Below are 14,019 nucleotides of genomic sequence, written 5' to 3'. Positions count from 1 at the left end.
CGACGATGCCTCATTGACCTCGCCTTTGCCATTATCGCGCAAGCGATCGGGCGTATTCCTCGAGTTGATCGACCACAGTTCCCCAACCGCTGAAAAACCCCATGTCTTCATGGGTCTTGCGCGAATCCGGCGTCCGGTGTCGTGCGATCGCGGTATAGCGGGTGGCGCCATCGGCCATCTCATCAAGCAACAGGATGGCGGTCATGAAGGGGTTCTCGGTGGGCTTCCAGCCTTCTGTATAGGTATCGGTAAAGACGAGCTTCTGCTGGGGCACGACCTCAAGAAACACACCCTCGTTGCGCATCTCGTTGCCCTCGACATCGAAGACGGTGTTGAACCTTCCGCCGACCCGAAGATCGATGTCGCATTCTGTCACGCGATGCGGCCGTGGAACGAAGAAATGCTTGATATGTTCCGGGGTGGTCCAGCATTCCCACACAAGTGCGCGGGGAGCCTTCACGATACGTTCCAGCTTCAGGTCAGTCTTCGGGTCGAGTTCCATGCATTCTCTCCCTCATGAGATTGCCGACATAGTCATCAAGCCGGTCAAGCCGGTCGTTCCATATCGCCCTTTGCTCGCTCAGCCATTCTTCTACCGGCGCGAAAGCCTCGGGCGACAGCGCGCAGGACCTGATCCGCCCTTCCTTGGTCGTCGAGATCAGCCCTGCCTCCTCCAGCTTACGGAGATGCTTCATGAACGAAGGCAGCGCCATGTCATGGGCCGAGGCCAGATCGGTCACGCTTGCCTCGCCGCGGGCAAGACGGGCCAGGATGGCCCGCCGAGTCGGATCGCCAAGCGACGTGAACAGAAGGTCGAGCCGGGCATCATGCTTAGCCATATGGCTTAGTTATCCCAATGGGCGCGCGGCAGTCAAGAAAAACTTAGCCCTTCGGCTAACAATTGCCGAATATGCGGCGGCTGACCGCCGAGACGGCTTGCGTCAGCGCAAAAGACACGAGAATGCTGCCCCGGAAAGATCCCGCCTGAAGTCAGGCGTCTGGGCAATTCGGATATGGAGGCATCAACATGACATACGCGGCAAACCCGGATCGTTATGCCGGGGATATGGTCTATCGTCGCTGCGGTCGGAGCGGTATCGACCTGCCGGCAATATCGCTGGGGCTGTGGCAGAATTTCGGCGGCGTCGACGTCTTCGAAACCGGACGGTCTATTCTGCGCCGCGCCTTCGACCTGGGTGTCACGCATTTCGATCTGGCGAACAATTATGGTCCGCCGCCCGGCTCTGCCGAGGAGATGTTCGGCCGCGTCATGGCCTCGGACTTTGCCCGGCATCGGGACGAGATGATCGTGTCGACCAAGGCTGGCTGGCAAATGTGGCCCGGCCCCTATGGCGGCATCGGTGGCAGCCGGAAATATCTGGTTGCAAGCCTCGACCAGTCGCTGAAGCGGATGGGGCTGGAATATGTCGACATCTTCTATTCGCACCGCGTCGACCCGACGACGCCCCTCGAAGAGACGATGGGGGCGCTGGCCCAACTGCACAGGCAGGGCAAGGCGCTTTATGTCGGCATCTCGAGCTATTCGCCCGAACTGACACGCAGGGCAGCGGCCATCCTGCGCGAGGAACGGGTTCCGCTGTTCATCCACCAGCCGAACTACTCGATGTTCAACCGCTGGATCGAAGGCGGGCTGCTTGACACGCTAGACGAGTTGGGCACCGGCTGCATCGCATTTTCGCCGCTGGCGCAGGGTCTGCTTTCCTCGAAATACCTCAATGGTATCCCTGAAGAGACGCGGGCGACGAAAGGCCGTCTCCTGAGCGAAGCCTCGCTGTCGCCCGAGATCGTGGCACGCATCCGCGCCCTGAACGAAATCGCGGAACGCCGTGGTCAGACCCTTGCGCAGATGGCAATCGCCTGGGCCCTGCGTGATCCGCGCGTCACTTCCGCCCTGATCGGGGCCCGCACCGTCGGGCAGCTTGAAAACTCGCTTGGCGCGCTCGGGGGGCTTGATTTCTCGCCCGAGGAATTGGCCGAGATCAATCGTCATGCCACGGATGGCGGTACGGATTACTGGAAGGATTCCAGTTCGCTTTAATGCCTTGCGCCGATCGGCCAAGAAAACTCGGGTGGGCAGATCCGGTTTGCCCACCCGCTTCTCAGAGTGTTCCGCCGTTACCGGCTTGCGCCAAGCCATTGCCGGAAACGGCGCTCACCCTCTGGCGAAAAACGGATGATGCGCGAATCCGGCTGCCTGCGCGCCCATGAAAGCGCGAAAAACCGGTCGAGCATCGCCTTTCCGATCAACCCGGCGAGATGATGGCGCCGCATGCTCCAATCAAGGCAGGTCCGGCAGAGCGGGCGATTGCTGCGCGGCAGGACATCACGTGCAAGACCGATTTCGCGCAACCGATCCCAGCCATGGGCTGTAAGTTCAAGATCTCCGGTCAGACAACCGTCTTCGCGAAGCCGATCGTAAAGTTCGACGCCCATTTCTCCGGCCAGATGGTCGTAACAGATGCGGGCTCGGCGCAATTCGGGGACCTTGGGTCCGGTCCGAAGGGGCGCCGCCGCATCGCTTGAAAATACCATCAATGCTTCGAGAAGCGTCGCCACATGCGCGCCAGCGAGCCGAAAATAGCGATGGCGCCCCTGCGACTCGACAAAAAGCACCTCACCATCGACGAGCTTCGCCAGATGGCTGCTGGCCGTCTGCTTCGTGACGCCGGCGCGCCCTGCGAGCTCGGTGGCCGTCATGGACCGCCCGTCCATCAGGGCAAGCAGCATGGAACTGCGAGCACCATCCGCAACAAGCGCCGCGATCCGCGCGATATCGGGACTTTCATTCATGGTTCGATATTAATCGAACCATCCCACATCGCCAATCTGCTATTCTTGCCGGAGCATTCAGGAAGGCAGGCCAAATTGTCCCATTCAATCAGTTTCAAACGTCGCGCGGACGTGGCGTCTCGTTCCCGATGGGGGCGGCGCCCCGCGCCAATTCCCGCAACCGCGAACGGTGCAGGCGCATGATCGCCGTGATCTTCGAGGCCGAACTGGCCGAAGGCAGACGTCAGGAATATCTCGATCTCGCGGCTGAGCTCAGGCCATTGCTGGCCGGGATCGACGGTTTCATCTCGATCGAGCGATTCCAGAGCCTGACCAATCCCGGCAAGCTTCTGTCACTGTCCTTCTGGCGGGATGAAGCGGCCATTGCGGCGTGGCGCAACCTTTCGGCGCATCGCAAGGCGCAGGCGGCAGGGCGGGATCATGTCTTTTCCGACTATCGGCTGCGTATCGCAGAAGTGGCGCGGGATTACGGGATGGAAGCGCGCGGCGAAGCGCCGGACGACAGCCGTCGCATTCATCAGTGAAAGGGGGTCGGCATGGACGATCTTGAATTCGATCTTGAGAACAGCCCCGGCTCATTGGCGCATCTGGGAGAGGTGATGGGCCAGGCTGGCATCCCCTTCGAGGGTGGGGGCGTCTTCGCTACGGGAACACGCGCCACCGCCCATTTCCTTTTCCGCGACGGCAAGGCCGCAAGACAGGCCGCCGAAGCCGGGGGCATTAAGGTGACGGCAATGCGCAGGCCCGTGATCCGAAAGCTGAAACAGGGAACGCCGGGCCAGCTTGGCGCGATTTCGCGGGCTGTGGCAAAGGCAGGGGTCAACATCCTCGTGCAGTATTCCGACCATCAGAACAGGCTTGTCCTGATCTGCGACCGACCGGAAGCTGCCAGTTGTGCAACCTTGGACTGGGCCGTCGGAACCGAGCAGGGCTGAAAGGGGGCTGAAAAGATCGCGCTGAAAGCGTATCATCAGCCCTGCGTTCAGCAACGGAGGGGCAGCCATGTCCAGCGCCGAGGCACTCACGCTGGATCGGATCTGGATCGCCTGGACGGGCATGGAAACGGATCTGATCTTCAATCACGGTTACGATCTGCGAAGCTTCGCGGCCTTTCCGATGCTTGACAGCGAGGAAGGTCGAGCCCGGCTCAGAGGTTATTACGACGCCCAAATCCAGATCGGGGGTGATTTTGGCGTCGGGATCATCCTCGACACGCCGACATGGATGGCCAATCCCGACCGCGCCCTGGCGGTTGGTTATAAGGCGCCAGACCTGCCGCGGGTGACCCGTGACGGGGTGTCGCTGGCACGCGATGCCGCCGCGGCCCGTGCCGATGTCGCGATACGGCTTAGCGTCCAGATCGGGCCGCGCGGCGATGGTTACAAACCGGGCATCGCAGCTGCCGAGACGGCTGCCCGCTATCACCTGCCTCAGATCGCCGCGGCTCACGAGGCGGGGGCCGATCTGGTCAGCGCCTATACGCTGGGCGCGGCGGGCGAAGCGATCGGGATTTCGGCCGCCGCGCGACAGGTGGGCATTCCCGCCCTGATCGCATTCACCATCGAGACGGATGGCAGGCTTGCGGATGGGACGCCGCTTTCCGCCGCGGTGGCGGAGCTGGTCGAGAAAGCCGAGCCCGAGGCGGTGGTGGTCAACTGCGCCCATCCCGATCACGTGGCAAGCGGCCTCGACGGTGGGCCGTGGCAGACGAAGCTCGCGGGCATCGTGGCCAACGCATCCCGTCAGAGCCATGCCGAACTGGATGCGGCCGAAGCGCTGGATGACGGGAATCCCGAGGAACTTGCCGGACAACTCGCCGAGCTCAGGCGCGTCTTGCCCAATCTTCGTGTTCTTGGCGGTTGCTGCGGAACGGATCTGCGCCATCTCAGGGCGATCGCAGCGCGACTGACGGCACCGCACCCGACCTGATGCGCCGCCGCGTTCCGGCAAGGGGCGATCTGCGGAACTTCGCGAGAGGGCAGAGCGGCGAGCCAGTTCCGGATACCGACCAAGCCGGCCGAACTGCGGCCAGATTTTCCCGCCGCAGGCAAGATTTTGGATGACGCAGCAACCGATTTTTCCCAAGGTTGGGCCAAGACCTGTGGTGAGGCAGGTCAAACAGGGGGGAAATAGGAATGCTTCATAACATCAAGCTTGGCATGGCTTTCGCCGGTGCCGCGCTGGTTTCGGCGCCTGCCATCCATGCCAGCGAATTCATCAACGTTCTGACGGGAGGCACTTCCGGCGTCTATTATCCGCTTGGCGTAGCGCTTTCGGAAATCTACGCCAAGGGAATCGATGGCGCGCGGACGCAGGTGCAGGCGACAAAGGCATCGGTCGAGAACCTGAACCTGCTGCAGCAGGGCAAGGGCGAGATCGGATTCGCGCTTGGCGATTCCGTGAAATACGCTTGGGAGGGCAATGCCGAGGCCGGTTTCAAGGAACCCCTGACCAAGCTGCGCGCCATCGCCGCAATCTATCCCAACGTCATTCAGATCGCCTCGCTGAAGGAAGCGGGCGCGATGACCGTCGCGGATCTGAAGGGCAAGAGCCTGTCGGTCGGCGCCGCGAAATCGGGCACCGAACTCAATGCCCGCGCGATCCTCGGGGCTCTGGGGATGAGCTATGAGGACCTTGGCAAGGTCGAATACCTGCCCTTTGCGGAATCGGTGGAACTGATGAAGAACCGTCAGATCGACGCGACGCTGCAATCCTCGGGGCTGGGCAATGCCGCGCTCAAGGACCTCTCGACCTCGCAGCAGATCAGCTTCCTGTCCGTTCCCGCCGAGGTGGTCGAGACGCTGGGGGCGCCGTATGTCGCCTCGACCATTCCGGCCGGCACCTATGACGGGCAGGATGCCGATGTGCCGACCGTGGCCGTCGTGAACTTCCTGGTGACCAGCGAGGCGGTATCCGACGAGACGGCCTACCAGATGACCAAGCTGCTCTTTGAAAATCTCGAGACGCTGAAGGCTGCCCATTCGGCGGCCGCCGGGATCACCAGCGAAGACGCGGTCAAGGGACTGCCCATCCCGCTCCATCCCGGCGCCGAGCGCTACTACAAGGAAAATGGCCTGATGTAAGTTCGCCGAAGCCGCGGCCCGGTTGGGCCGCGGACGATCAGGGAGAAGATCATGACGGCCAAGACCAGCGATGCCCCGGCCAGCGAGGGCAGGCCCGACGCATTGCATGAGGGCTTTCCGCCCACCGCCGAGGGGCGCGTCCTGTTCTGGATCGCGGTGGCCTTCTCGGTCTTTCAGATCTCGATTGCCGCCCATCTCATCGACCTGCCCAGTCAGGTCGTGCGTGCGGTGCATGTGGGCTTCCTGCTGACCCTGGGCTTGCCACTGCTGACACTGGCCAAGGGGCACGGTCGGTTGGGGAGGACGATCAGCTACCTGCTTGCTGCTGGCGGGGTTGCGGTCGCCGCCTATCAATGGGTCGACTATACCGAACTCTTGCTGCGTGCAGGAGATCTCGAAACCCGCGACATCGTCATGGGGGTGATCGCGCTTGTCACAGTCTTCGTCGCAGCATGGCTGATGATGGGGCCGGCGCTGCCTGTCATCGCGGGCACGTTCCTTGCCTATGCGTTATGGGGAGAGCATCTTCCCGCTCCGCTTGACCATCGCGGCTACGATTTCGCGCAGGTGATCGAGCAGATGGCCTATGGCACCGAGGGGATCTACGGCATCCCGATCTACGTCTCGGCGACATATATCTTTCTTTTCATTCTCTTCGGGTCGTTTCTTGAAAAAGCCGGGATGATCCGCCTGTTCACCGATGTCTCGCTTGGGCTCGTCGGTCACAAGATGGGCGGTGCCGCCAAGGTCTCGGTGCTGTCCTCGGGCCTGATGGGCACGATCTCGGGCTCGGGCGTTGCGAACGTGGTCACCACCGGCCAGTTCACCATCCCCTTGATGAAACGGTTCGGCTATCGGCCCGCCTTTGCCGGCGGGGTCGAGGCCACGGCCTCGATGGGCGGGCAGATCATGCCCCCCGTCATGGGCGCCGTCGCCTTCATCATGGCCGAGACGCTGGGGGTTCCCTATGTCGAGGTCGTCAAGGCCGCTCTGATCCCGGCGGTCCTCTATTTCCTCGGCGTGTTCTGGATGGTGCATCTGGAAGCCGGCAAGCGTGACCTGCGCGGCCTTGCGAAATCCGAGCTGCCATCGCCCCGTACCGCGCTGCGCAAAAGATGGTATCTGCTTTTGCCGCTAGCAGTGCTCGTCTACCTGCTTTTCTCGGGCTACACGCCGCTTTTTGCGGGCACCGTCGGTCTGGGGCTGACGGCCATGCTGATCCTGGGCAGCTCGGCGGCTCTCGGCCTTCCCGAAGGGGTGATCCGCACGATCTTCTGGATCGCGCTCGGCATGGTTGCGGCATCGTTCTTCGCGCTTGGCATGAAGGTCGTGCTTGGCGGCGTCGCCGTCCTCATTGCGATCAACGCCATCTCCAGGGGTGGCCGCGAAACCCTGATCGCCTGCCGCGACAGTCTGGCGGATGGCGCGCGCACGGCCCTGCCCGTTGGTATCGCCTGCGCGCTCGTTGGGGTCATCATCGGTGTGATGACCCTGACCGGCGCCGCCACGACCTTCGGCCAGTTCATCGTCGGGGTCGGGGAAACAAGCCTGCTGCTGTCACTCGTTCTCACGATGATCACCTGCATCGTGCTGGGCATGGGAATACCGACGATCCCGAACTACATCATCACCTCGTCGATCGCGGGGCCGGCGCTGCTGGGCTTGGGCGTGCCGCTGATCGTCAGCCACATGTTCGTGTTCTATTTCGGCATCCTCGCCGACCTGACCCCACCGGTAGCGCTGGCCTGCTTTGCCGCCGCGCCGATTGCCAGGGAAAGCGGGCTCAAGATCAGCCTCGAAGCCGTCAAGATCGCGGCGGCGGGCTTCGTCGTGCCCTTCATGGCGGTCTATACTCCCGCGCTGATGCTGCAGGACGGCGGGCCGCTGGCCAGCCAGATCGGCTATCCAGCTGCGGTCGCCTATGTCGTCTTCAAGGCGGTCTGTGCGCTCGCGCTGTGGGGTGCTGCGGTGATCGGCTGGCTTGGGCGTCCGCTTGCCCTATGGGAACGCGCACTCGCCATGGCCGGAGCCTTCACGCTGGTTGCTGCGCTGCCCCTGACGGACGAAATTGGTTTCGCGCTGGTCGCGAGCTTCGTCCTGCTTTTGTGGCTACGCCGGGAAAGGGGCGCCGCGGCATGAGCCTGTGCCTGATGGCTGGTACACTCATCATCGCGCTTGCGCCGGAAGGGCGGTTCACGCTGGAATGGGTGCACTCGGTCGAAAAGGAAGGCTGGCGCGAGGAGTGGCAGCTGACCGAAGAGGGGCTTTCGAACACCCGCGCGGCGGTAAAGGGATCGGGCGCCGGCATGGAGCCGGGCGAAGGCGGGCATTGGGAAGGTCGTTGGTGGGTCTGGCAACCGAAGGGCCAGCCAATCCAGCGTCTGGTTCTTGCCGCCTCGGGCGCGACCGGTTCGGGTTGGCGCCTTTGCGGTGCGGATTGCGTGACGCTGGGCAGCACGGGCGGCGAACCGATCCTGATCGAGCCTTGCGGCCAGGATGGCGATCACCCGGCCGGTTGATCCTGTCGCGAAACCTCGATTTGCCGATGCGATGGGCCGCGCGCTGGACTTGGCCGGGAAGGAAAGACCATGATCTATCTCTTGCGCCACGGCCAGACCGAATTCAACCTGCAGGGCCGCTATCAGGGCTGGTCGGATTCGCCCTTGACGGCCGAGGGGCGGCGGCAGGCCCTGGCCTGCGGCAAGCTGCTGGAAAGGCACGACAAACCCCGTATGCTCTGGGTCAGCCCCTTGCCGCGAGCGCGCGAGACCGCTCGATTGATTGCGCAGGTTATCCCCGGCATTTCGATCCGCGAGGACGACCGGCTGCGTGAAGTCTCGCTTGGGGAATGGGAGGGGAAGACCCGAGCCGAGATTGCGGTCGAATCCCCGTCACTTCGCAAGCTCCATCCCGGTGGTCGATGGGTCTTTCACGCCCCTGCCGGTGAAAGCCAGGAGGCCGTCCTTGGCCGGATCGGGTCAGTGCTTGCGGACGCGGCGCGTGAACCCACTGTTGCGCTTGTCAGCCACGGCTTAGTCGGGCGCATGATGCGCGGGCTGCATGCCGGGCTTCCGCTGACAGAGGCATTGCGGCTGGAGGCACCGCAGGACGCCATCTTTCGACTGCTTCCCGATGGCCGGATCGACCGCTTGTCGGTCCGAGAAGCGGAACCCCCGCCCGGTGAACTACCAGTCCTTCCACTCGAGGAGGACGCCGGCACCCTGCCGAGCCTCTTCGACCGCCCGAAGGACCTCGGGCAGCTCCGCGCCACGGGGCAGGCGACCGGCCACGAAGGCGCTGTCGAGAACCGTGAACGGTCCGCCTCGCAGGGCGAGGGTAAAGGGTAGCGGCCCGGTCAGCCACCAGGCCGGACCACCTCGAAGCCGTTCAACCACTTCGGGCAGCGCATTCAGCAACCTGCGCAGGGCAGGGTGGCCCGCCGGGGTCGCGATCAGGCCATTGGCAAGCAGCATGCCGCCCCCTCCGACCAGGCGGGGTCCGGCCTCGGCAATGGCCGACATGCCGCATTCGGGAAACAGCGCCGTGGGGCCAAGCTCCGGCCTGATCGGATACCAGTCGCAATCAAGATAAAGCCCGCCTTCGCGCAGCAGGATATGGTATCTCGCGACATCGACCGCCCCGGGCAAGTCGCCCATCTGTCGCATCACACACCAGGCGGGATCGTCCGACAAGCCAAGCCGGGACAGGGCGGCTTCATCCCAAAGCCTGTATTCCCAGCCGTGGCGTGCCGCCCATTGCCGCCATGTCTCGCAGGGCCGGGGTATGCGCTCGCCGATCCATATCTGGTGAACGATGCGTGGCACCTTGCGACAACAGGCTTCCGCCATGGCCGCTCTTGTATCGTCGCTGATCGGAAACAGGTCCGCGAGAAGGGCGTGCGGCGGGACGGCTGTCGCGCGCAGCCCGGTGAGGGCAGCGACATCCGCGCCAAGTTTCGCAAGCTTCAGCCGGGCCGAATGCAGCTTGCGCGGCAAGCCAAGTTCGGTGACCGGCCCAAGGACTGCGGCATCCTCATCCTGCGCGATCCGGGCAAGCCGCATCTCGGCCTCGGACAGCTTGCCGGCCTTGCCGAGCTCCAGCGCGATTTCAATGTCCCGGACGAGGCGGTCCTTGCTTGACATGGCAGGCTCCGTTTCCGGCAGGAAGGACCGGTTTTCAGTCGTTTGGTCGGGGATTTTTCCTTGCCTGCTCAATTTTCTCATCTTCGCTCTCGACAGGTGCGCGCGGGCCCATAAGCTGACACTCGCACATGATCTGGGAAAAAGCGCTTGGACAAGCTGCCGAACACTCGTGACCTGCTGCGCGTGGAAGAGCTGAACGTGGCATTTCCTCTGCTAAAAGGTGAATTGCACGCCGTCAACGGGGCAAGCCTGCGCGTCCTGCCGGGACGCATCACAGCACTTGTGGGAGAGTCGGGGTCGGGCAAGAGCATCACCGGTCTGACCATCATGGGCCTGCAGCCCCGGATCGCGCGGGTCACGGGACGTGTCTTGTTCCACAGCAGCGAGGACGCACCCGTGAACCTGTTGGATCTGCCGCATGACGGCAAGCAGATCCGCGCGATCCGCGGCGGGCAGATCGGCATGATCTTCCAGGAGCCGATGACCTCTTTCTCGCCGCTGCACACGATTGGGAACCAGGTCTCCGAGGCATTGCGGCTGCATCGGCTGCTCAGCGCGCGCGAAGCCCGCGAACGCTGCGAAACCATGCTGGGCCGGGTCGGTTTCAGTCGGCCCGATCGGGTTTTCGACATGTATCCGTTTGAGCTGTCCGGGGGAATGCGACAGCGCGCAATGATCGCCATGGCAGTGATCTGCGGTCCGTCGCTGCTGATCGCGGATGAGCCGACCACCGCGCTTGACGTGACGATACAGGCCCAGATCCTCGCGCTCATCCGCGATCTGCAGGAGGAGCTGGGGCTCGGGGTCCTGATGATCACCCATGACCTGGGGGTCGTCGCCAATGTCGCGGATGAGGTCGTGGTCATGCATCATGGCCGGGTGGTCGAGGCAGGCACGACCGAGGCGATCTTCCGTGACCCGACCCACCCTTATCTTCGCGGGCTCATCAACGCGGTCCCCGTGCTTGGGGAAAAGGGCAGGGAACGGCTCAGGCCGCTGCGCGAGATCCCCGCGGAAGGCATTCAGGAACTGGCCAGTATGGGGTTGCTGCACGCCGAGCCAAGGCGCAGCTCACTTCGGCCGCGCGCGCTGATTTCACTGCGCAATGTCACGAAATCCTTTCTGCCGCGCCATGAAAGCTGGTCGTTTTTCGCGCCCAAGCAGACCCCCGCCCGCGCAGTCGACGATGTGTGCCTTGATATCCTGCGCGGCGAATGTCTTGGCCTCGTGGGGGAAAGCGGTTCGGGAAAAACGACCCTTGGCAAGCTGCTTGTGCGGGCCATGCAGCCGGACACGGGCAGCATCATCTTCGATTCCGGCGACAGCGTCATCGACATGACAGAAGCTGACGGGGCCGAACTCGACGCCCTGCGCACCCGTGTGCAGATGATCTTTCAGGACCCTGTTTCGTCGCTTTCGCCCCGCATGACGGTCGGAAACATCCTGGCCGAACCGCTGGATATCCACCGCCGGGGCAGCCCTGCGCAAAGGCGCCGCATGGTTTCGGCCCTGCTGCACGCGATCGGGCTGGGCGACGGGGCGGCCACGCGCTTTCCGCACAGCTTCTCAGGGGGGCAAAGGCAAAGGATCGGGATCGCGCGCGCGCTCGCCCTGGCCCCGGAATTCATCGTCTGCGACGAGGTCGTCTCGGCCCTCGACGTATCGGTGCAGGCCCAGATCCTGAACCTGCTCAAGGATCTTCAGCGAGAACTGCACCTGACTTATCTGTTCATCTCGCACGATCTGGCCGTGGTGAACTACATGGCGGACCGCATCGCGGTCATGTGGCGCGGCAGGCTGGTCGAGATCGCCCCCCGGCGGATCATCATGGAAGCCGCCGTCCACCCCTATACTCGGGCGCTTCTGGCGGCGGTCCCTGTCCCTGATCCCGGCCGACGCCTCGACATCTTGGCCGCGCGCATTCCAGCCGAGCAGGCCGAGCTTCTATGGCCGGATGCCTTCCGCGAGACGCCGGATCAACCCGGTCACCTCATCGATCTTGGGGGCGGGCATCTGGTGAGGATGAACCCGACCGCGCGCCTCGCCGACACGATCCCGAGGGAGGCCGCAGGATGAGCGCAAGAGCCATCACCCGCCGCGAGACGCTGGTGATGATGGCGTCAGGCGCTCTGGTCGGGCCGCAAGCCGCGCAGGCATTGATCGGCTCGCCCTATCTCGACGACCCTATCGAAGCGGGCGAGCTGCCGCCCGCCGGGCAGCGCGTGCCGCTGGAACCCAGGATCGTCGACATGCCTGCGCTGGGACGCAGTCCGGGACGACATGGCGGGACAATCCGCATGCTGATCGGCGGCCAGCGGGATATCCGCTACATGCCGATCAACGGTTATGCCCGGCTGGTCGGCTACGATATGAACCTGAACTTCATTGCCGATATCCTGCATTCGTGGGAGGTGGATCAAGATCGGGTCTTCACGCTTCGCCTGCGCAAGGGGCATCGCTGGTCGGACGGGCACCCCTTCACATCCGAGGATTTCCGCTACTGCTGGGAAGACGTGATCCTTCGCGACGATCTGGGCGGGATGCCCCCCGAGATGCGGCTCGAAGGAAAGGGGCCGATCTTCGAACTGCTCGACGAGCTAACGGTTCGCTACAGTTGGCACGCGCCCTTGCCCGACTTCCTGCCCTTGCTTGCCGCGCCTTCACCGCTGCGCATCTGCATGCCCGCCCATTACATGAAGCAGTTCCATGTGTCCTTCGCCCGGCGGGACGAACTGGATCGGTACGTGCATGAGCAGCGTGTCGATGATTGGCAGGCACTGCATCAGAAGATGAGCCGCATCACCCGGCCCGAAAACCCCGATCTGCCGACGCTCGACCCCTGGCGTCCGCGCACCGCGCCGCCTGCCCAGCAGTTCGTGTTCGACCGGAACCCCTTTTTCCACCGGATCGACCAGGACGGACGCCAATTGCCCTATGTCGATCGCGTCGTGCTGAACGTCTCGACCTACGACATCATCCCGGCCAAGGTTGCGACCGGGGAAAGCGACCTGCAGGCGGTCGGTGTCGAATTCTCTGACTATACCCTCGTGAAAGAGGCCGAGACGCGGTTTCCGATCAAGGTCGATCTATGGACCAGAACCCAGGGGTCACGCGTCGCCTTGTTGCCGAACATGACCTGCGCCGATCCGGTCTGGAGCATGCTTTACCGCGATGTCCGTATCCGCCGGGCCCTGTCGCTGGCGATCAACCGGACCGAAATCAACAAGGCTTTGTTTTTCGGACTTGCCCGCGAAAGCGCCAATACGGTGATGCCGGAAAGCCCACTCTACCGCGAGGAATTCGCCCGCGCATGGGCGCAGCACGACCCGGAACAGGCCAATGCGCTTCTGGACCAGACGGATCTTTCCGCGATCCGTCTGGATGGCTACCGCAGACTGCCCGACGGGCGCGTCGCGGGCATCATGGCCGAGACAGCCGGCGAAAGCACGGTCGAAACCGATGTGCTGGAACTGATCGCCGAGCATTTTCATGCGATCGGAATCGCGCTTTGGACAAGGGTGTCGCAGCGCGACCTGTTCCGCAGCCGCAATATGGCGGGACTGACAAGCATGTCGGTCTGGATGGGGCTCGACAATGCCGTCCCGACGGCCGAGATGCCGCCCTATGAATTGGCCCCAACGAGCGAGGACCAGTATCATTGGCCGCGCTGGGGGGTGCATTATGCCTCGAAGGGCGCCCAAGGGGCTCCGCCTGCACTTCCCGAGGCGCAGGAACTGGTCAAGCTGGTGGGCCGCTGGCGGTGGTCGCGCAGCCATGACGAACGTATCGACATCTGGCACAGGATGCTTGAAATCCATGCAGATCAGGTATTTACGATTGGAACCGTGAACAGCGCCAAGCAGCCGGTCGTGCGCAACGAGCGGCTGCAGAACGTGCCTGAAACCGGCCTGATCGGCTTTCAGCCCACATCGCTTCTTGGGATCTACATGCCCGACACGTTCTGGCTGAAGGAAGGGAACTAG

General features: G+C 63.4%; 13 protein-coding genes and 1 pseudogene. 10 read left to right on the top strand and 4 right to left on the bottom strand.

The window, feature by feature from the left end; genetic code table 11:
* Positions 1 to 31: 31 nt before the first annotated feature.
* Both RGQ15_RS21355 and RGQ15_RS21350 read right to left on the bottom strand, forming a co-directional pair.
* Positions 32 to 502, bottom strand: coding sequence for an SRPBCC family protein (locus RGQ15_RS21355; protein ID WP_311162911.1), 471 nt, complete (start codon positions 500 to 502; stop codon positions 32 to 34).
* On the bottom strand, positions 480 to 839 hold the full coding sequence (locus tag RGQ15_RS21350) for an ArsR/SmtB family transcription factor (RefSeq protein WP_311162910.1): 360 nt from the start codon (positions 837 to 839) through the stop codon (positions 480 to 482). The genes RGQ15_RS21355 and RGQ15_RS21350 overlap by 23 nt, the downstream gene beginning before the upstream one ends.
* Before the next feature lie 188 nt (positions 840 to 1,027).
* Here RGQ15_RS21350 and mgrA point away from each other — a divergent pair, with 188 nt between their 5' ends.
* A complete protein-coding gene (gene mgrA, locus RGQ15_RS21345; protein WP_311162909.1) occupies positions 1,028 to 2,059 on the top strand; it encodes an L-glyceraldehyde 3-phosphate reductase in 1,032 nt (343 codons plus the stop codon).
* A 77-nt stretch (positions 2,060 to 2,136) separates the two neighbouring features.
* Here the strand turns inward: mgrA and RGQ15_RS21340 are convergent, their stop codons facing one another.
* Positions 2,137 to 2,811: an ArsR/SmtB family transcription factor gene (locus tag RGQ15_RS21340; RefSeq protein WP_311162908.1), complete on the bottom strand. Its 675-nt coding sequence runs from the start codon at positions 2,809 to 2,811 to the stop codon at positions 2,137 to 2,139.
* A gap of 179 nt (positions 2,812 to 2,990) precedes the next feature.
* Here RGQ15_RS21340 and RGQ15_RS21335 point away from each other — a divergent pair, with 179 nt between their 5' ends.
* From RGQ15_RS21335 to RGQ15_RS21305, 7 genes and pseudogenes are all read left to right on the top strand, one after another.
* Positions 2,991 to 3,335 carry an antibiotic biosynthesis monooxygenase family protein gene (locus tag RGQ15_RS21335; RefSeq protein ID WP_311162907.1) on the top strand — a complete coding sequence of 115 codons (345 nt, stop codon included), beginning with the start codon at positions 2,991 to 2,993 and terminating at the stop codon, positions 3,333 to 3,335.
* 12 nt (positions 3,336 to 3,347) lie between these two features.
* Positions 3,348 to 3,746 (top strand): amino acid-binding ACT domain-containing protein, encoded by a 399-nt coding sequence (locus RGQ15_RS21330; RefSeq protein ID WP_311162906.1) that lies wholly within the window; start codon positions 3,348 to 3,350, stop codon positions 3,744 to 3,746.
* Between the two features lie 67 nt (positions 3,747 to 3,813).
* On the top strand, positions 3,814 to 4,740 hold the full coding sequence (locus RGQ15_RS21325) for a homocysteine S-methyltransferase family protein (protein ID WP_311162905.1): 927 nt from the start codon (positions 3,814 to 3,816) through the stop codon (positions 4,738 to 4,740).
* Between the two features lie 206 nt (positions 4,741 to 4,946).
* A complete protein-coding gene (locus RGQ15_RS21320; RefSeq protein ID WP_409201365.1) occupies positions 4,947 to 5,894 on the top strand; it encodes a TAXI family TRAP transporter solute-binding subunit in 948 nt (315 codons plus the stop codon).
* A 51-nt stretch (positions 5,895 to 5,945) separates the two neighbouring features.
* Positions 5,946 to 8,033: a TRAP transporter permease gene (locus RGQ15_RS21315; RefSeq protein WP_311162904.1), complete on the top strand. Its 2,088-nt coding sequence runs from the start codon at positions 5,946 to 5,948 to the stop codon at positions 8,031 to 8,033.
* Between the two features lie 11 nt (positions 8,034 to 8,044).
* A complete protein-coding gene (locus tag RGQ15_RS21310) occupies positions 8,045 to 8,413 on the top strand; it encodes a DUF1850 domain-containing protein (protein WP_311162902.1) in 369 nt (122 codons plus the stop codon).
* 69 nt (positions 8,414 to 8,482) lie between these two features.
* Positions 8,483 to 9,007 (top strand): annotated as a pseudogene (locus RGQ15_RS21305) (histidine phosphatase family protein); the annotation flags it as partial.
* Between the two features lie 72 nt (positions 9,008 to 9,079).
* On the opposite strand, the gene RGQ15_RS22420 reads toward RGQ15_RS21305, so the two are convergent.
* Positions 9,080 to 10,036: a glycosyltransferase family 32 protein gene (locus RGQ15_RS22420; RefSeq protein ID WP_409201364.1), complete on the bottom strand. Its 957-nt coding sequence runs from the start codon at positions 10,034 to 10,036 to the stop codon at positions 9,080 to 9,082.
* 147 nt (positions 10,037 to 10,183) lie between these two features.
* Between RGQ15_RS22420 and RGQ15_RS21300 the strand changes: the two genes are divergently transcribed.
* Positions 10,184 to 12,112, top strand: a complete 1,929-nt coding sequence (locus RGQ15_RS21300; RefSeq protein ID WP_311162899.1) for an ABC transporter ATP-binding protein — start codon at positions 10,184 to 10,186, stop codon at positions 12,110 to 12,112.
* Complete coding sequence (locus tag RGQ15_RS21295; RefSeq protein WP_311162896.1) at positions 12,109 to 14,019, top strand: ABC transporter substrate-binding protein; 1,911 nt, start codon at positions 12,109 to 12,111, stop codon at positions 14,017 to 14,019. Before RGQ15_RS21300 ends, RGQ15_RS21295 begins: the two co-directional genes overlap by 4 nt.

It is taken from the genome of Paracoccus sp. MBLB3053 (assembly GCF_031822435.1).
In the GTDB taxonomy this organism is placed as follows: domain Bacteria; phylum Pseudomonadota; class Alphaproteobacteria; order Rhodobacterales; family Rhodobacteraceae; genus Paracoccus; species Paracoccus aurantius.
This window is presented reverse-complemented; position numbering and strand designations above follow the sequence as displayed.